15 protein-coding genes and 1 pseudogene are annotated in these 16,288 nt (G+C 71.5%); 13 read left to right on the forward strand and 3 right to left on the reverse strand.

Annotated features, from left to right (window positions below; translation table 11 throughout):
- The first annotated feature begins 16 nt into the window (after window positions 1-16).
- Complete coding sequence (locus OG936_RS23100) at window positions 17-1,027, forward strand: hypothetical protein (protein ID WP_406497136.1); 1,011 nt, start codon at window positions 17-19, stop codon at window positions 1,025-1,027.
- Between the two features lie 68 nt (window positions 1,028-1,095).
- Here OG936_RS23100 and OG936_RS23105 read toward each other — a convergent pair whose 3' ends face one another.
- Complete coding sequence (locus OG936_RS23105; protein ID WP_406497137.1) at window positions 1,096-3,228, reverse strand: prolyl oligopeptidase family serine peptidase; 2,133 nt, start codon at window positions 3,226-3,228, stop codon at window positions 1,096-1,098.
- 174 nt (window positions 3,229-3,402) lie between these two features.
- On the opposite strand from OG936_RS23105, the gene OG936_RS23110 reads away from it, so the two are divergent.
- The 12 genes and pseudogenes from OG936_RS23110 (at window position 3,403) to OG936_RS23165 (ending at window position 13,554) form a co-directional block, all read left to right on the forward strand.
- Window positions 3,403-3,597: a hypothetical protein gene (locus OG936_RS23110; protein WP_093896879.1), complete on the forward strand. Its 195-nt coding sequence runs from the start codon at window positions 3,403-3,405 to the stop codon at window positions 3,595-3,597.
- 79 nt (window positions 3,598-3,676) lie between these two features.
- Window positions 3,677-4,621 (forward strand): N-acetyl-1-D-myo-inositol-2-amino-2-deoxy-alpha-D-glucopyranoside deacetylase, encoded by a 945-nt coding sequence (mshB, locus tag OG936_RS23115; RefSeq protein ID WP_406497138.1) that lies wholly within the window; start codon window positions 3,677-3,679, stop codon window positions 4,619-4,621.
- Window positions 4,618-5,064, forward strand: coding sequence for a DUF6113 family protein (locus tag OG936_RS23120; protein ID WP_406497139.1), 447 nt, complete (start codon window positions 4,618-4,620; stop codon window positions 5,062-5,064). The genes mshB and OG936_RS23120 overlap by 4 nt, the downstream gene beginning before the upstream one ends.
- A 430-nt stretch (window positions 5,065-5,494) precedes the next feature.
- On the forward strand, window positions 5,495-7,321 hold the full coding sequence (locus OG936_RS23125; protein ID WP_406497140.1) for a hypothetical protein: 1,827 nt from the start codon (window positions 5,495-5,497) through the stop codon (window positions 7,319-7,321).
- Between the two features lie 254 nt (window positions 7,322-7,575).
- Window positions 7,576-8,514 (forward strand): ABC transporter ATP-binding protein, encoded by a 939-nt coding sequence (locus OG936_RS23130; RefSeq protein ID WP_406497142.1) that lies wholly within the window; start codon window positions 7,576-7,578, stop codon window positions 8,512-8,514.
- A 62-nt stretch (window positions 8,515-8,576) separates the two neighbouring features.
- The gene (locus tag OG936_RS23135; protein WP_406500568.1) at window positions 8,577-9,263 is read left to right on the forward strand and encodes an ABC transporter permease; all 687 of its coding nucleotides are present in this window, start codon (window positions 8,577-8,579) and stop codon (window positions 9,261-9,263) included.
- Window positions 9,260-10,444, forward strand: coding sequence for a sensor histidine kinase (locus OG936_RS23140; RefSeq protein ID WP_406497144.1), 1,185 nt, complete (start codon window positions 9,260-9,262; stop codon window positions 10,442-10,444). Before OG936_RS23135 ends, OG936_RS23140 begins: the two co-directional genes overlap by 4 nt.
- Window positions 10,441-11,052: a response regulator transcription factor gene (locus tag OG936_RS23145; RefSeq protein WP_327258801.1), complete on the forward strand. Its 612-nt coding sequence runs from the start codon at window positions 10,441-10,443 to the stop codon at window positions 11,050-11,052. The genes OG936_RS23140 and OG936_RS23145 overlap by 4 nt, the downstream gene beginning before the upstream one ends.
- 202 nt (window positions 11,053-11,254) lie before the next feature.
- Window positions 11,255-11,800, forward strand: a complete 546-nt coding sequence (locus tag OG936_RS23150) for an SMI1/KNR4 family protein (RefSeq protein ID WP_406497145.1) — start codon at window positions 11,255-11,257, stop codon at window positions 11,798-11,800.
- 198 nt (window positions 11,801-11,998) lie between these two features.
- A complete protein-coding gene (locus OG936_RS23155; protein WP_406497147.1) occupies window positions 11,999-13,084 on the forward strand; it encodes an IS110 family transposase in 1,086 nt (361 codons plus the stop codon).
- 120 nt (window positions 13,085-13,204) lie between these two features.
- Window positions 13,205-13,435: pseudogene (locus OG936_RS23160) on the forward strand (GNAT family N-acetyltransferase); the annotation flags it as partial.
- A gap of 35 nt (window positions 13,436-13,470) precedes the next feature.
- Window positions 13,471-13,554 carry a hypothetical protein gene (locus OG936_RS23165; protein ID WP_406500570.1) on the forward strand — a complete coding sequence of 28 codons (84 nt, stop codon included), beginning with the start codon at window positions 13,471-13,473 and terminating at the stop codon, window positions 13,552-13,554.
- A 106-nt stretch (window positions 13,555-13,660) separates the two neighbouring features.
- Here the strand turns inward: OG936_RS23165 and OG936_RS23170 are convergent, their stop codons facing one another.
- The gene (locus tag OG936_RS23170) at window positions 13,661-14,386 is read right to left on the reverse strand and encodes a class F sortase (RefSeq protein ID WP_406497149.1); all 726 of its coding nucleotides are present in this window, start codon (window positions 14,384-14,386) and stop codon (window positions 13,661-13,663) included.
- A 188-nt stretch (window positions 14,387-14,574) separates the two neighbouring features.
- Complete coding sequence (locus OG936_RS23175; RefSeq protein WP_406497151.1) at window positions 14,575-15,696, reverse strand: hypothetical protein; 1,122 nt, start codon at window positions 15,694-15,696, stop codon at window positions 14,575-14,577.
- Window positions 15,697-16,288 lie beyond the last annotated feature (592 nt).

The raw sequence follows: 16,288 nt of genomic DNA on the forward strand, positions 1-16,288 counted from the left end.
GGGGAGTATCGATCGTGTGATACTCACGCGCGGAGCAAGGATCACCGGCGCTGTCCTCTGCGTCCTGCTCGCGGTGATCGTCGCTGGCTGGCTCGTGCGGGATCTCCAGGCCGTCGACGATCCGGGGCAGTTGTGGAAGTACTGGGCGGGCTACTACGAGATGTACGAGATGCGACCTGCCGTGCTGCCCACCACCTCGGCCGACGACGCGATGCTGCTCGTGGCGTATGTGGTCGCCGCCGTCGCGGCCCTGCGGTCCTCGGTGGCCGGAACGGTGCTGGTCGCCACCGGAGTGGTCACCCTCGCCATGCGGCTCCCCGGACTCTGGAACATCGGTGAGTCCCGGATGGACGCCGCGTACTCCGACGACCTCCGCACCCGCGCCCTCGTCTGTGCCTTCGTGGCCCTCGCGGCGGGCATCGCGCTGATCATCACCGCGGGGGCCGGGCGCAGGCCGCCGCGCGACTTCTCCGAGGTCACCCCGGGCCGTCCGGGGCAGGGCGCCGGAGTGACCGCCTTTCTGCTGCTGGGCGCCGCCGGAGCGGTCGTGATCGCCTGGGAGATCCGTCAGGCCGTGCGGTTCCCCGAGTTCTACCCCGACTGGTACCTGGGCGGGAACCGGGCGATCCAGGCGCTGACCGACCCTCCGCCGGGCTGGAGCAGTGCACTCGTCGCGCTGCTCTGTCTGTACGCGGGGACGAGCGCGCTCTGCCGCGCCGTGCACGCACGGCCGTTCGGCATGATCGCGGCCGGTGCGCTGCTGTCCTCCGGCGTGCTGGGAGTGGCCCGCGCCGTGCACTACGACTTCCTCGATCACTTCGGTGATCTGCCGACCGAGGAGCAACTCGCCGTACTGACCTGGTTCTTCGAAGTCGTCACCGGTGCGGTGGTGCTCATCGTGCTGGCCCGCCGGGGCACCGCGGACGCCCCCGCCCAGCCCCACCAGGGCTATGGGCAGGGGTACGGCTATCCCCGGTCCGGCGTCTTCGGCCCGCCGCCCCCGTCCCAGCCGCCGCCGGGCTGGTGACGGATCGCGGCAGTCGGTCCATCGACTGCCGCGATCCGGTCGACGCCTGCCGGGGCGTCCTGATCAGATCACTCGTACATCCCCAACGACCGCTTCAGGAAGTCTACTTGGAGCAGCAGCAGATTCTCCGCCACCTGCTCCTGCGGCGTCATGTGCGTCACCCCGCTGAGCGGCAGCACCTCGTGCGGGCGCCCCGCCGACAGCAGCGCCGACGACAGCTTCAGCGAGTGCGCGACCACCACGTTGTCGTCCGCCAGACCATGGATGATCATCATCGGCCGGACCTCGTCGGCGGCCTCGGAGAGCCCGTCGTCCGTCAGCACCGAGTTGTGCGCGTACACCTCCGGCTGCTTCGCCGGGTCGCCGAGGTAGCGTTCGGTGTAGTGGGTGTCGTACAGCCGCTGGTCGGTCACCGGAGCGCCCACCACCGCCGCGTGGAAGACATCCGGCCGCCGCAGCACGGCCAGCGCCGCCAGATACCCGCCGAACGACCAGCCGCGGATCGCCACCCTGCCGAGATCCAGCGGGAATCGCCCGGCCAGCGCGTGCAGCGCCTCGATCTGGTCGTCCACGGTGAGGGCGATGTTGTCCTTGACGGCCTTCTCCCAGCCCGGTGAACGACCCGGCGTGCCACGGCCGTCCGCGACGACCACCGCGAAGCCCTGATCGGCGAACCACTGTGACGTCAGATGCGGATTGTGGGCGGCGAGCACCCGCCGGCCGTGCGGTCCGCCGTACGGATCCATGAGGACCGGAAGCGGACCGTCCGATTCCTTGTACCCGTCGGGGAGCAGCACGGCGCACGGAATTCGCCGTGCGCCCCCTTCGGTGAGGTGCACCCGTGCCGACAGGACCGGCTCCTGCGCGAAGCTCGCCACGGTGGCGATCCGCTTGCCGCCCCGGAGCACCTCGGCACGGGCTCCCGGCCGGTCCAGGGACTGGGAGACCAGCACCGTCACCCCGCCCGCGCGGACCGCCGAATGCACCCCCGCCCCTTCGGAGACCCGCTCGATGCCCAGTTCGTTGACCCGGTACACATGGCTCTCGCCGATCTCCGGCTCCGCGGCCTCCTCGCCCGCAGACGCCGACACCAGGACATCCGAATCACCGATGTCCAGCACCGCCTTGAGCTGCAACTGCGCCCCGGTCAGCAGCCGGTCGCCGACGGCCAGCACCCGCGCCCCGCCCTCGTCCGCGATCCGCACGAGCCGCCCGTCCGGCGCCCAGGCGGGCACGCCGGGGAAGATTTCCAGCCAGACCGGGTCCTCGTCGACATGCACCGTCTGCGTCGTCCCGGTCTCCGTGTCCACCGCGAGGAACAGCTGACTCTGCTGGTCACGTGCCTGTACGAGGAGCAGCGGAGCCCCGTCCGACGACCAGTGCACCTGAGCCAGATACGGATGGCGTGCCCGGTCCCAGACCACTTCGGTACGGCTGCCGTCCAGGCCCGTCACGAAGAGCCGCACCTCGGCGTTGGGCGTCCCCGCCGCCGGGTAGGCGACCTCGGCGGGCCTGCGGTCCGGGTGCGCGGGATCCGCGATCCACCACCGCTGTACGGGACTGTCGTCGACCCGGGCGACCAGCAGCCGGTCCGACTCCGGCGACCACCAGAAGCCCCGCGAGCGCTGCATCTCCTCGGCCGCGATGAACTCCGCCAGACCGTAACCGACGTTCTCCCCCTCCGGCTCCGCGAGCGCCCGGTCCCCGTCGCCGTCGGCGCCCACGACGCGCAGCGCGCCCTTGGACACGTACGCGATGTGCCGCCCGTCCGGCGAGGGCCGCGGGTCGATCACCGGACCGGGCACCGGCAGCGCCCGTGCCGTGGCCGCCCGCAACTCCGCGACGTACAGCTTCCCGGAGAGCGCGAACGCGGCCAACTCGGCCGCCGCGTCCACCGCGTAGCCGACGATCCCCGAGGAGCCCTCACGGCTGCGCTCGCGCCGGGCCCGCTCCTGCGCCGACAGTCGCTCCGCCGAACCGCCCAGCAGCGCCCCGGGATCGGCTACGACGCGTTCCTTCGGCGCCCCGCCCTCCGGCAGGTCCAGCACCCACAGCCGGCCCGCCCGGTCCGTGCCCGAGCCGGACCGCAGGAAGATCACCCGCTCACCGTCGGGTGAAACGGTGAACGCGCGGGGAGCGCCGAGGGTGAATCGCATGGTCCTGGCGTGCTGGCGGGGAAACGAGATCTTCTGCGAAGTCATGGGTTCGAACCTAGCCCCCGACCACCCGGTCGTGCGCCCCTCGTGCTGCTGTGCCCCGATCAATGCGGTGCGACGGATAGTTATGATCCGTAGCGCTCGGTGGGTATGAACCTGCTGGCTCCGTGTGTGCTGACCGATCCGACCGTACTGATGGACTGATGGAGGTGAACCGCCGTGGCACTCTCGATTTCGGCGGTGGTGCTGCTGGCGATCGTCGTCTTCCTGCTGATCCGGAAATCCGGACTGAAGGGCGGACATGCGGTGGTCTGCGCGCTGCTCGGTTTCTATCTCGCCAGCTCGTCCATTGCACCCAGCATCTCGAACCTGACCACGAATGTGGCCGGCATGATCGGAAGCCTCAAGTTCTGAGCCCAGGTTTCGTGCTTCTGCCCGTTGTCGGCCGGTGCGCGGTCAGGGCCCGAGGCGCCGGGCTCGTAGGGTGGTCCCCATGACGGACCATCCCGCCCGGCGTCTGCTTCTGGTGCACGCGCACCCCGACGACGAGTCGATCAACAACGGCGCCACCATGGCCAGGTACGCGGCCGAGGGTGCCCGGGTGACCCTGGTGACCTGCACACTCGGCGAGGAGGGCGAGATCATCCCGCCCGCCCTCGCCCATCTCGCGGCGGACCGGGACGACACCCTGGGCCCCTACCGCCAGGGTGAACTCGCCGCGGCGATGAAGGAGCTGGGGGTCACCGACCACCGCCTTCTCGGCGGCCCCGGCCGCTTCCGCGACTCCGGAATGATGGGCGCCGAGCAGAACCACCGCCCCGGCGCCTTCTGGGACGCGGACGTGGACGCCGCCGCCGGGTACCTCGTGGAGGTGATCCGCTCGGTGCGCCCGCAGGTCCTCGTGACGTACGACCCCGACGGCGGCTACGGGCACCCCGACCACATCCAGGCGCACCGCGTCGCGATGCGGGCGGCGGAGCTGGCCGCCGACCCGGCGTACCGCACGGGACAGGACGCCCCGCACACCATCGAAAAGATCTACTGGAACCGGGTGCCGCGCTCGGTGGCCGAAGCGGGCTTCGCGCGCCTGCGGGAGACGGCGCCGGACGTCTTCCCGGGGATCGCCGCCCTCGACGACGTACCGGGTGTGGTCGACGACACGAGGATCACCGCGCGGATCGACGGCTCGGCCCACGCGGCCGCCAAGAGCGCCGCGATGCGGGCCCATGCCACCCAGATCGTCGTCGACGGGCCCTTCTTCGCTCTCTCGAACGACCTCGGCCAGCCCGTTTTCACCACCGAGTACTACGAGTTGGTACGCGGCGCCTCCGGGGCCCCTCAAGGGGCCCGCGAGGACGACCTGTTCGCCGGGCTGCCGGAAGCGGACGCACCGCGGGCGGGCGTACAGGGAGCCGACGTATCGGGAGCCGAGCGATGAGCGACGGCAAGCAGCGCACGCCGCGCACGGGCACGCCCGCCAAGGGCACCGCGGCCACCGGGCTCGCCGCGCCCCTCAACCCCGGGCGGATCGCCGCCCATGTGGGCCTCGCCGTCCTCGGCGCGCTCGTCGGGATCGCCGGGGCACTGGTCCAAGCGGCCTGGTTCCCCGCCGGATTGCTGCTCGCGCTGGCCGCGTGCGCCGGACTGTTCTACGGCGGGCGCTGCGTCTTCGGCACCCAGCTCGGTGCCCTGGCCCCGGCCGCGGGCTGGCTGATTTCGGTCGTCGTGCTGCTCGGCGGACGGCCGGAAGGCGACTATGTTTTCGGCGATGAACTGGGCCTCACCCTCTTCATGCTGGGCGGGATGGCCGTCGCTGTGATCTGTGCCACCATGTCGCGGTCGCCGCGAACGGACGCCGACAGCGGCCGACCTGGCAAGTAATGTGCCATGTCCGATCCCGTAATGCCCCTTGTCCGTCCGGCGGTCGCGCAGCCGTTTACCCCGGTGGCGCGGTGCCTGCCGGCGGCGGCCAGTAAAGTGGTTCGCGCGCCGAGCCGTCCCCTGGCCTGCGGCATGGGGGAAGTACGGGCGGCGGAGCCAATCGGGAGAACCTGCTTTGAGTCGTGAAACTGACAGTTCGTCCTCCGGGCCCCACGGGCGTGGAGGAGCCGCGTACCCCTCGGGGACGCCGCCGTACGGATCCCGCCAGTATCCGTCGCTGCACCCTTCGCAGGACGCCCCGGAGGGCGCCCCGGAGCCTGCGGAACCGCCTCGGTCCGAAGAGCCGAAGACCGAGACGACACTGACGACGCGCATCCGGATCAACATCCCGGGCTCGCGTCCCATCCCGCCTGTCGTCATGCGTACGCCCATGAGCGACGCCGACGCCACCGAAGCCGAGCGCACGAGCAGCATCCCGCGCCCCGCCTCGCCCGCGCCGAGCGGTGCGTCGGACAAGGCCGACACCGCATCGGCCGCCGAGGCGAGACCCGGTTCGGCGAGGGCGGAACCGGCTGCCGAGAAGCCGGCCAGGGAGAAGAGCGGCAGCGACTGGTTCGCCCCGCGCAAAACCCCCACGAACACCTCGGTCGTCGGCTCCGGCGCGCCCGGTGGCGCCGACGGCCCCAAGGCCGCCGCGCCCACCCCGCCCCGCGCCGACCTGCCGTACTTCTCGGACGGTCCCCAGCGCACGGGCGAGCAGGACGTGCCCCGCCCCGGCAGCGCCCTCGACGAGCTCAGCCCCCGCACGTCCGGCGACCCGCGTCCCACTCCCAACCTCGGCGTGCGTACACCCGGCCCCTCCGGACCGACCACGGGCGTCACCGGCACGTCGGCCCTGACCCCGAACCTCGACCGGGCGGGCGGCTTCGACACGGCGGGCCCCGGGGGTTCCTCGGGCCCGCAGGGCCAGGGTCCCGGCGCCCCCGGTGGCGTGCCCGGGCGTATGTCCGACGACACGGCGGTGCTGACGCCCCAGCCGCCGGCCCCGGCCCCGGCCGGGCGGGGCGGCAACGTCTCCGGTGACACGCTCACCAGCGGCATCCCCGTCGTCCCGCCGGAGCACCGCTCGCCGTTCCCGCCCCCGTCCCCGTTCGCTGGCGCGGGCGGTCCCGGTGGTGGGCGTCCCGACCTGACGCCCGGTCTCGCGGACGACGCGATGGGCACCGGTCCGGCCGTGCCCGGCGGTCCCGCGACCCCGTCGCCCGGTCCCGCCGCGCGCCCCGCCCCGCCGACCCCGCCCGCGAAGAAGAAGGGCCGCTCCAAGCTGGTCCTCCTCTGCGCCGGTGTTGTCGGCCTGCTCGGTGTCGCGTACGGCGCCGGGCTGCTGATGAACCACTCCGACGTCCCCAAGGGCACCACGGTCCTCGGCGTCGACATCGGCGGCGGCACGAAGGAGGAGGGCGTCGCGAAGCTGGACACCTTCCTCGGCAAGCGCGCCCAGGCCCCCCTCCAACTGTCCGTGGACGGCAAGAAGACCGAGCTCGCACCGGACAAGGCGGGGCTCGGCCTGGACAGCCAGGAGACCGTGCGCTCGGCCGCGGGCAGCGACTACAACCCGATCTCCGTCATCGGCTCCCTCTTCGGCAGCAAGCGCGTCGTCGACCCGGTGATCCCGGTGGACGAGGAGAAGCTCGGGGTCGCGCTCACGGACCTGGCGGGCGTCTCCGGCTCGGCCAACGACGGCACGATCCGCTTCGAGCCGGGCAAGGCCGTCGCCGTACCCGGCAAGGCGGGCAAGGCGCTGGACGTCAACCAGTCGCTGATCTCGGTGCGCGACGCGTACCGGGCCCAGGTGGAGACCGGCCGGACGGCCACCGTCCAACTGCCCCTCACCAGCCGCGAACCCACCATCAGCCAGGCCGAACTGGACCGGGCGATGAAGGAATTCGCGCAGCCCGCGATGTCCGGCCTGATCACCATCAAGGCCGGTCCCAAGCAGATCCAGTTCGGCCCGGCCAAGTCGCTGCCGAAGATCCTGACGATGGTGCCGGTCAACGGCCGGCTGGTCGAGCACTACGACAAGAAGGCCATCGACACCCTCTGCGAAGGCGTCTTCGACGGCATCATGGTCACCAAGGGCGACGGCAAGAAGCACCAGCTCGGCGCGGACGACGTGGCGGCCGCCATGCAGACCGCGCTGGTCGGCAAGAACCCCGTCGCTCGGACCGTCACGATCGACCTCGGCGGCAACGGATAGCCGCACCCGCACCCGTACATCTGCACACCCGTACACCTGCACACCCGTACTTCCGTACACCGCCCCGCCCCCGTCCGGACCCCCGGCCGGGGGCGGCGCCGTGTCCGGGCGGGCGCAGCGCCCACAGTGCTCCGGACGCCCGCCCGGCCGCTCGCCATGCCGCCGGCGTCACGCTTTCCGCATGACATCTGTCATCCCGTTTCCACGACCCGCGGCCCTGCCGGGCCCACCCCCCGCTCCGCCACGCTGAACGCATGACAACGACAGCCCCCGAGACCACCGGAGCCAAGACCGCCGTGGTCCGCTTCGACCGGGTCAGCAAGGCGTACGGGACGGTGTGCGCCGTCGACGGACTCACCCTCGGTCTGCACCCCGGCGAGACCGTGGCGCTCCTCGGCCCCAACGGCGCCGGAAAGTCCTCCACCCTGGATCTGCTCCTCGGCCTGCGCACCGCGGACTCCGGTTCGGTCCGGGTCTTCGGCACCACCCCGCAGGGCGCCATCGCCGCAGGCCGCGTCGGCGCGATGCTGCAGAGCGGCGGCCTGATGGAGGACGTCACCGTCGGCGAACTCGTCCGCCTCGCCTGCGATCTGCACCCCAGGCCCCACCCGGTGGGCGAGGTGCTGTCCCGCGCCGGTATCGCGCAGATCGCCGACCGCATGGTCAACAAGCTCTCCGGCGGCCAGGAGCAGCGCGTACGGTTCGCGCTCGCCACCGCCGGGGCCAACGACCTGATCGTCCTCGACGAGCCGACCACCGGCATGGACGTCACGGCCCGCCAGGCCTTCTGGGCCACCATGCGCGAGCAGGCCGAGCAGGGCCGCACCGTCCTGTTCGCCACCCACTACCTCGAAGAGGCCGACGCGATCGCCGACCGCGTCCTCGTCCTCCACAAGGGCCGGCTGCTGGCCGACGGCACCGCCGCCGAGATCAAGGCGAAGGCCGGGGCCCGCCGGATCTCCTTCGAGCTGGAGGGCCCGGTCGACGAGGCGGCCCTGCGCGGCCTGCCGTTCCTGTCCACGCTCGGCATCAGCGGCAACCGGGTCCGCATCCAGTCGCACAACGCCGACGCGACCGTCCACGCGGTCTACGAGCTCGGCCTCTACCCGCGCGAACTCGAAGTCGCGGGACTCGGCCTGGAGCAGGCCTTCGTCGCCATCACCGAGGCCGAGGAGGCCAGGACCCAGTGCTGAATTTCTTCTCGTGGGCCCTCATCCGGCTCGAAGTGACCCGCACCCTGCGGAACAAGAAGTTCATGTTCTTCTCGGTCATCTACCCATCGGTGATCTACCTGTTGGTCTCCGGCACCCGGAACACCACGGACAAGGTCCCCGACAGCGACCTCACCCTCCAGGCCTTCTTCATGGTCTCGATGGCCTCCTTCGGCGCGCTGACCGCCGTCCTCATGGGCAACAGCGAACGCATCGCCAAGGAGCGTGAGAAGGGCTGGGTCCGCCAGCTCCGGCTCACCGCACTGCCCGGTCGCGGCTACGTCCTGGCGAAGATCGCCAGTGCGGCGATGGTCACCCTGCCCTGCATCGTGGTCGTGTTCCTGGTCGCCGCCACCGTCAAACACGTACGGCTGGACACCTGGCAGTGGTTCGCGCTGACCGGGGTCATCTGGGCCGGTTCACTGGTCTTCGCCGCGCTCGGGGTCGCCATCGGCTACATCGCCAGCGGCGACGCGGTCCGCCCGATCACGATGATCATCTACTTCGGGCTCTCCGTCCTCGGCGGTCTGTGGATGCCCAGCGCGACCTTCCCGCAGTGGCTCCGGAACATTTCCGAACGGCTGCCCACACACGCGTACGCTTCTCTCGGTCAGGCGATCGAAATGGGCGGGTCGCCGCACGGCAAGGACGTCGCCGTCCTCTGCGTCTACTTCCTGATCTTCGCGGGCGGAGCGGCCTGGCTCTACCGGAAGGACACCCTGAAGGCGTGAACGACGAGGAGGAGTACGTGGGTGTCGGGCGCCCGCCGACGGGCCGTCGGCAGGTCTGGATCAAGCTGCTCTGGATCGGGGTCTGGCTCGCGTTCATGAGCGCCCCGGTCAAGGACCTGGCCGACGGCCACCACACCCCGTGGGGCACCGCGCTGGGCGTACTGGGTCTGCTGGTCTTCGTCGGCGCCTATCTGGTGCTGGTCTTCCGCCACACGTCGAAGGCCCTCGACCGGCGCGTCGTCCAGTCCTCGATCGCCTTCCTCGGCGCCCTCGCCATCACTCTGTTCCTGACGCTCGGCACCGCGTGGTTGGTCCTCTTCGTGTACGTGGCGGTCTCCGTCGGCGCCACACTGCCGCTGCGGACCGCCCGCTGGCTGATTCCCGCGGTCGTCGCCGTCCTGGTCCTCCTCGGCCTCACCGACGACCACCCCCGCGAGATCATCACCGCCCTGGTCTTCCCGTCGCTCCTCGGCGGCTTCGCGATGACCGGCGTACGGCAGATGATCCGTACGACGATCCAGCTCCGCGAGGCCCGCGCGACCGTCGCCCAGCTCGCCGCCAACGAGGAGCGGCTGCGGCTGGCCCGCGATCTGCACGACCTGCTCGGCCACTCGCTCTCGCTCATCACACTCAAGAGCGAGCTGGCCGGGCGGATGCTCCCCGACCATCCGGAGCAGGCCGCCGCGCAGGTCGCGGACATCGAACGGGTCAGCCGCCAGGCCCTGGTCGACGTACGCGGCGCCGTCACCGGCTACCGCCGTCCGACCCTCCCTGGTGAACTGGCCGGAGCCCGTACCGCACTCGCCGCCGCGGGCATCACCGCCGACATCCCCGCCGAGGCTCCCGAGGACCTCCCCGAGAAGCCGGAGGAGGTGCTCGCCTGGGCACTGCGCGAAGCCGTCACCAACGTCGTACGCCACAGCGGCGCCCGGCACTGCACCGTCACGCTCGGCCCGCGCCAGACCCTCGACGGAAAGGTCCTCGAACTCACCGTCGCGGACGACGGCGTCGGCGCCTCGGGAACGGAACCGGGCAACGGCCTCACCGGCATCACCGAACGCCTCGCCACGGTCGACGGCACGCTGATCGCCCCGGCCGGCAACTCCCGCTCCGGATCCGGTAAAGGCTTCACCCTGACCCTGACCGTTCCGCTCGGATCCGGCCTAGGATCCACGGAATGAGCATGATCAGACTCCTCCTCGCCGAGGACCAGTCCATGGTGCGCGAGGCCCTCGCGGCACTCCTCGGCCTGGAACCCGACATCGAGGTGGTGGCCCAGGTCGCCCGCGGGGACGAGGTGCTCGCCGCGGCCCACGAGCACCGCATCGACGTGGCGCTCCTGGACATCGAGATGCCGGGCATGACGGGCATCGACGCGGCGGCGGCCCTGCGGCGCGAACTCCCGGCCGTGAAGGTCGTCGTCGTCACCACCTTCGGCCGCCCCGGCTATCTGCGCCGCGCCATGGAGTCGGGCGCCGACGCCTTTCTGGTGAAGGACGCCCCGGCCGCCCAACTGGCCTCGGCGGTACGGAAGGTGCTCGCCGGGGAGCGCGTCATCGACCCCACCCTCGCGGCCGCCGCGCTCGCCGACGGCGCGAACCCGCTCACCGACCGCGAACGCGATGTGCTGCGCACGGCGGCGGACGGCTCCACGAACGCGGAGATAGCGGCCGCGCTCCACCTCTCCCAGGGCACGGTCCGCAACTACCTCTCGATGGCGATCCAGAAACTGGCGGTCCGCAACCGTGCGGAGGCGGTCCGCATCGCCCGCGAGAAGGGCTGGTTGTGAGGTTCCAGCAGCCGACCCGGCACTTCGTCGGCCGGCGGCCGAACCGTGGCGGGCTTGCTCACCGAGGTACTCACGCCGCGGGGCTGCACACGCAGGGACTCGGCGGCTTCGCGCACGCTGATGCCCGGCCGGCCGAAGGCCGGTTGCATCAGCTCGGTCCGGAACTACGAGCGAATCATGCCTTTGTGCTCCGTCGGGCCTCATGACCACCGACGAACCGGCGCGTGTCACCACCGCGTGGAATCGGATACAAACCTGGCTGCGCGGGCACGCCCCGGCCTCGTACGCCACCCTGCAGCCGGGCGCTACGCCGGAGCAGCTCGCAGAGCTCGAAGCGGCGACGGGCAGCGCTCTGCCCCCGGGACTGCAGGCCCTGTGGCTGTGCAGCAACGGCAGTGGCGGTCCGATGACCTGGGGCGCTCCGGAAGAGGAAGCCATGGCACGTGCCTTCCTGCCGGAGGGCGACACCTTCGTCTCCATGGCAGCGGCCCGACTTCTGTACGGCTTCAATACGAGCCTGGAGTTCTACGACCGTACGTGGATTCCGTTCGCGGCCTACGACCCCGACGGGTTCACCGGGCTGTTCGTCAACGCCACACCCGGCGACAACTACGGACAGGTCGGTCTCTGGAACCACAAGGACCGGACCGTGCCCGAAGGGCCACTGCTGTCGGCGTTTCTCGAGGACGCGGCGGACAAGGTGGAACGAGGCGTATGGCGGCCTCAGCCGCCCGGGGAAGACGACTGACAGTGAGGATGTGACGTGGTGACGCTGCGGGTGGGTCTGACTCGCCGACTGACTGACGTCTCGACTGTCCTGTTTGGGATTTGTCGGCCCGCCGGGCGTCACCACGCACGCGGCCGGACGGGCGTTTGTGACCTTGTAGGAGCTTGGTCCAGAAGGACCGGCGCGTGCCGCCCTCGGAACGGATACACAAGGACGGACATGACCAGCATGACGCACGACGGCCCGCAGATCACCGGCGGAGTCGACACCCACGGCCTGACGCACCACGCGGCCGTGATCGACCCGGTCGGCCGGCACCTGGCCGACCAGGAGTTCCCCGCCACGATCCGCGGCTACCGGGACCTGCTGGACTGGATGCGCTCGCACGGCACGCTCGTCGCGGTGGGTGTGGAGGGCACCGGCGCCTACGGAGCGGAGCTCGCCCGGGTGCTGACCGCCGCCGGGGTCAGCGTCGTCGACGTGGACCGGCCGGACCGCAAGACGCGCAGGATGAAGGGCAAGTCCGACCCGATCGACGCCTACGCCGCCGCCACGGCCGTGCTGTCTGGCCGTGCCACCGGCACGCCGAAGAGCCGGGACGGTGTGGTCGAGGCCGTGCGGGTTCTGCGGATCGCCCGCCGCAGCGCGGTCAAGGCCCGCACCCAGGCGATGAACCAGATCCGTGGTCTGCTTGTTTCGGCCCCGGCGATGCTGCGCGAACAGGTCGCGGGACTGGACAGGGCCGTGCTGATACGCACGCTCGCCCGGCTGCGGCCCGGGGACGACCTGTCCCGCCCGCTTGCGGCGACCCGGGCATCGCTGCGTCGGCTCGCCCGCCGTCACCAGGCCCTGGATGCTGAGATCGCCGAGCTGGACACCGAGATCGGCCCGCTGGTCAAGCAGGCCGCCCCGGCGTTGCTGGAGCTGTTCGGTGTCGGCCCCGAGACTGCCGGCCAGCTGCTGGCCTCGGCCGGGGACAACCCCGAACGGATGCGGTCCGAGGGCGCGTTCGCGCACCTGGCCGGGGTCGCCCCGATCCCGGCCTCCTCCGGCCGCACCCACCGCCATCGACTCAACCGTGGCGGCGACCGGGCCGCGAACAACGCCCTGCACACCATCGTCCTCACCCGCATGCGCTTCGACGAACGCACCCGCGCCTACGTCGAACGCCGCACCAAGCAAGGGCTGAACAAAAAGGACATCATGCGCTGCCTCAAGCGATTCGTCGCCCGCGAGGTCTACCGCGCCCTGACCCACACACCAACCGAACGAACCACTCAAACCGACCTGGCTCCAGCGGCTTGACAAACATAGGAGCATCCAGGAATACGCGCGCCCCCGACCGACCTGGTCGGGGGCGCCGCGCGTATCAGGTACGGGCTACGGCTTCAGCTCGCACTTCACCGTGCGCTCCGTGCTTTCGGCATCCGGGTAGGCGCCGACGAGGCTCTTGCGGGGACGATCCACTTGCGGTTCGCCGGAGAGGGCTTGGCTCCCGGTCAGGTGAATAGTGCCTACGGCCTCTACCCGTCCTGGAGGGGGCGTGGCCTGGCTACCCGCGCGGTACTCCTGGCGTGCCAGTATGCGGCCAGTGAGGACGGGCAGGAGGCGGTGATCCAGGTGGAGCCGGAGAATCCCGCATCCGCCGCGGTCGCGCGGCGGGCAGGTTCCCCGTCCGTGACAGCAAGAACCTGCCCGGACCGGCCGTCGTCTTCGCGGCCTCGGCCTGGACGCCGTTCGTCACGGCCGTCAAGGGTGACGGCCTGCGGCGCTGAGGAAGAAGCAGGGACGGGGGCACGGACTCGGGGGCCGTGCCCCCCCCGTGCGGTCTTCGATCCGAGGAGTGGCCGGATCGCGGCGTCGTCGGCCGCCGGTCGGCCGTCAGCCATTCTTGGAGGAGTCGAGGTGGGCGAAGGCCACCACGTTGTCCTCGTAGTCCTTGACGGTCTTGTTGTACGCGCCGCCGCAGGTGATCAGGCGGAGTTGCGCGGACGGAGTGTCGGAGTAGACGCGCTTGTCCGGGAAGTTGGCCTTGCTGAACGTCTCGACGCTGTCGACCTTGAACGTGGCGACCGAGCCGTCGGCACGGATGATGTCGACCGTGGCACCCGGCTTGAGGAACTGAAGCTGCAGGAAAACGGCCGGACCGGTCATCGTGTCGACGTGGCCCGCGACGATCGCGGCGCCGCGCTCGCCGGGGGTGACGCCGTGCTTGAACCAGCCCACCATGTTGGGGTCGTTGGCGGGCGGCGGGGTCAGCCGGCCGTCGGCGCCGACGACCAGGCCGGTGAACGGTGCGTTGACCGCGAGGGACGGAATCTGGAGCCGCGTCGGTACGGAACGGGACATCGCCGGGCCGACGGGCGCTTCCGACGGGGTGACGGGAGGGGGCGGGGCGTGGGAGCCGAGGACCTCGGGCACGGCGGGCGCGACGGCGGCGGCGGGCGGGGCCGGGGGCTTGTCGTCGACCGGGGGGTTGATGGAGTTGTAGATGAGGAGCATGCCGAGCCCGGCTGCCACGGCGGGCCACATCAAGGCGCGGCCTAGCGTGGATCCGGGGGCAGTTCGGGAGGGGGTGGAGCCGGGTGACTGCGGGGCGGCTGCCATGGGGACGTGCCTTTCACTTGCACTTGCGTGGTGTTGAGGGGAGGCCTGTTGGGGCTCGACCCGGTGGGGGCCGGACAGGCCGGTGGGACCGGACGGGTGGGTGTGGCCGGTGAAACGAAGGCGCCGCGGCCGCCGCCCCGAGGGGCGACGGCCGCGACAACGTAACGACCGGCTGAGGGCTGGGCCGGTCAGGCGATCGCGCCACCCGAGGACTGACGGCGGCGCAGCTTGTACGCGCCGGCGCCGAGGCCGCCGAGCAGCAGCACCGAACCGGCGGCCAGGCTGCTACCGGTCATCGCCATCCCGCCGCCGCCGGTCTTGACGCCGCCACTGGGCTTGCCCTCGCTACGGCCGTTGTCGCCGCCGCTGCCGCCTTCGTCGCCGCCGCGACCGCCTTCGTCGCCGCCGCTGCCGCCTTCGTCGCCGCCGCGACCGCCTTCGTCGCCGCCGCTGCCGCCTTCGTCGCCGCCGCGACCGCCCTCGTCGCCGCCACGGCCGCCCTCGTCGCCGCCACGGCCGCCCTCGTCGCCGCGGCCGCCCTCGTCGCTTGCGACGACCTTGGCCATGAAGCCGCCACCAGCCTTGACGCCGCCACTGGGCTTGCCCTCGTCACGGCCGTTGTCGCTGCCGCGCCCGTTGTCGCCGCCGCTGCCGCCTTCGTCGCCGCCGCTGCCGCCTTCGTCGCCGCCGCGGCCGCCTTCGTCGCCGCCGCGGCCGCCTTCGTCGCCGCCGCGGCCGCCTTCGTCGCCGCCGCGACCGCCTTCGTCGCCGCCACGGCCGCCTTCGTCGCCGCCACGGCCGCCTTCGTCGCCGCCACGGCCGCCTTCGTCGCCGCCACGGCCGCCCTCGTCGCGGTCGCTGGTGAGGGTCCCGGCCATGAAGCCACCGCCGGTCTTGACGCCGCCACTGGGCTTGCCCTCGCCGCTGCCGCCTTCGTCGCCGCCGCGACCGCCTTCGTCGCCGCCGCGACCGCCTTCGTCGCCGCCGCGGCCACCCTCGTCGCCGCCGCGACCGCCTTCGTCGCCGCCGCGGCCACCCTCGTCGCCGCCGCGACCGCCTTCGTCGCCGCCGCGGCCACCCTCGTCGCCGCCGCGGCCACCCTCGTCGCCGCCGCGGCCACCCTCGTCGTCGCCGCGGTCCTCACCGCGGTTGCCCTTGTCGTCCTTTCCGTGCTCGTCGCCGCGCGACGACGAGGAGCCGTGGTCGGGTCCCGAGTCCGCCGCCGTGACCATGGCGTAGGCGGAGGGACCGGTGATGGCGAGGACCGCTGTGACAGCGGCCGAAGCGAACAGTGTGCGGGCAGAGCGCATCTGAACACATTCCTTCCGCCGCAACTGCGCAGAGCGACTGGTTGTCGACTCAGTGTGGAGCAGTGGCGACGTGATCCACCGTCAGTCGGAATGGGGCTCCGCGCCAACGGGGAGCGCCGTATTGGGTCCACGTCGTGGGCGTTCGAGTGGCGAATCGTCGATAATCACCCGTTGGACTGCACGCAGCGCCGGGTGGAGGTTTGAGCGGCGGCGGTCCACTCGTTTGCCGAGCTTTCCGTTCGACTGTCCGGGCGTCTTCACGGTCCGCGAGGGGTCTTTCGTTTGGCGCGAACGCCCGCTGAAGAAAGGGGAGTTGGGTGCGGCCCCTCGGTGTGCCGGATCGTGGTGGGGGTCCGTCCCGGACCGCTCTCCGCGGCGGAGCCCTGGCCGGGCCGACCATGTTGTGCCTCGCTGACCGCTCCGACCGGCCGGGATCTCCTGGACGTCGTGGGCCGGGGCACAATAAATCGGTTGCCGCGCGGGGCGGCCCCCTGCTGTACTCCCCGCAGCACTCGATCGACCGAGGAGAAGGTCATGCGCGGAACTCTCATGTTCATTCGGACGGGAATTGTCACCGATATCGAAAACATGG

Source organism: Streptomyces sp. NBC_00846 (assembly GCF_045207325.1).
In the GTDB taxonomy this organism is placed as follows: domain Bacteria; phylum Actinomycetota; class Actinomycetes; order Streptomycetales; family Streptomycetaceae; genus Streptomyces.

Bases quoted from the DNA above. Each gene is read 5' to 3' on its own strand.
- OG936_RS23125 (WP_406497140.1), top strand. From the start codon at position 5,495: ATGAGCGACGCCGACGCCACCGAAGCCGAGCGCACGAGCAGCATCCCG.
- OG936_RS23155 (WP_406497147.1), top strand. From the start codon at position 11,999: ATGACCAGCATGACGCACGACGGCCCGCAGATCACCGGCGGAGTCGAC.
- mshB (WP_406497138.1), top strand. From the start codon at position 3,677: ATGACGGACCATCCCGCCCGGCGTCTGCTTCTGGTGCACGCGCACCCC.
- OG936_RS23150 (WP_406497145.1), top strand. From the start codon at position 11,255: ATGACCACCGACGAACCGGCGCGTGTCACCACCGCGTGGAATCGGATA.
- OG936_RS23120 (WP_406497139.1), top strand. From the start codon at position 4,618: ATGAGCGACGGCAAGCAGCGCACGCCGCGCACGGGCACGCCCGCCAAG.
- OG936_RS23175 (WP_406497151.1), bottom strand. From the start codon at position 15,696: ATGCGCTCTGCCCGCACACTGTTCGCTTCGGCCGCTGTCACAGCGGTC.
- OG936_RS23170 (WP_406497149.1), bottom strand. From the start codon at position 14,386: ATGGCAGCCGCCCCGCAGTCACCCGGCTCCACCCCCTCCCGAACTGCC.
- OG936_RS23145 (WP_327258801.1), top strand. From the start codon at position 10,441: ATGAGCATGATCAGACTCCTCCTCGCCGAGGACCAGTCCATGGTGCGC.
- OG936_RS23105 (WP_406497137.1), bottom strand. From the start codon at position 3,228: ATGACTTCGCAGAAGATCTCGTTTCCCCGCCAGCACGCCAGGACCATG.
- OG936_RS23130 (WP_406497142.1), top strand. From the start codon at position 7,576: ATGACAACGACAGCCCCCGAGACCACCGGAGCCAAGACCGCCGTGGTC.
- OG936_RS23135 (WP_406500568.1), top strand. From the start codon at position 8,577: ATGTTCTTCTCGGTCATCTACCCATCGGTGATCTACCTGTTGGTCTCC.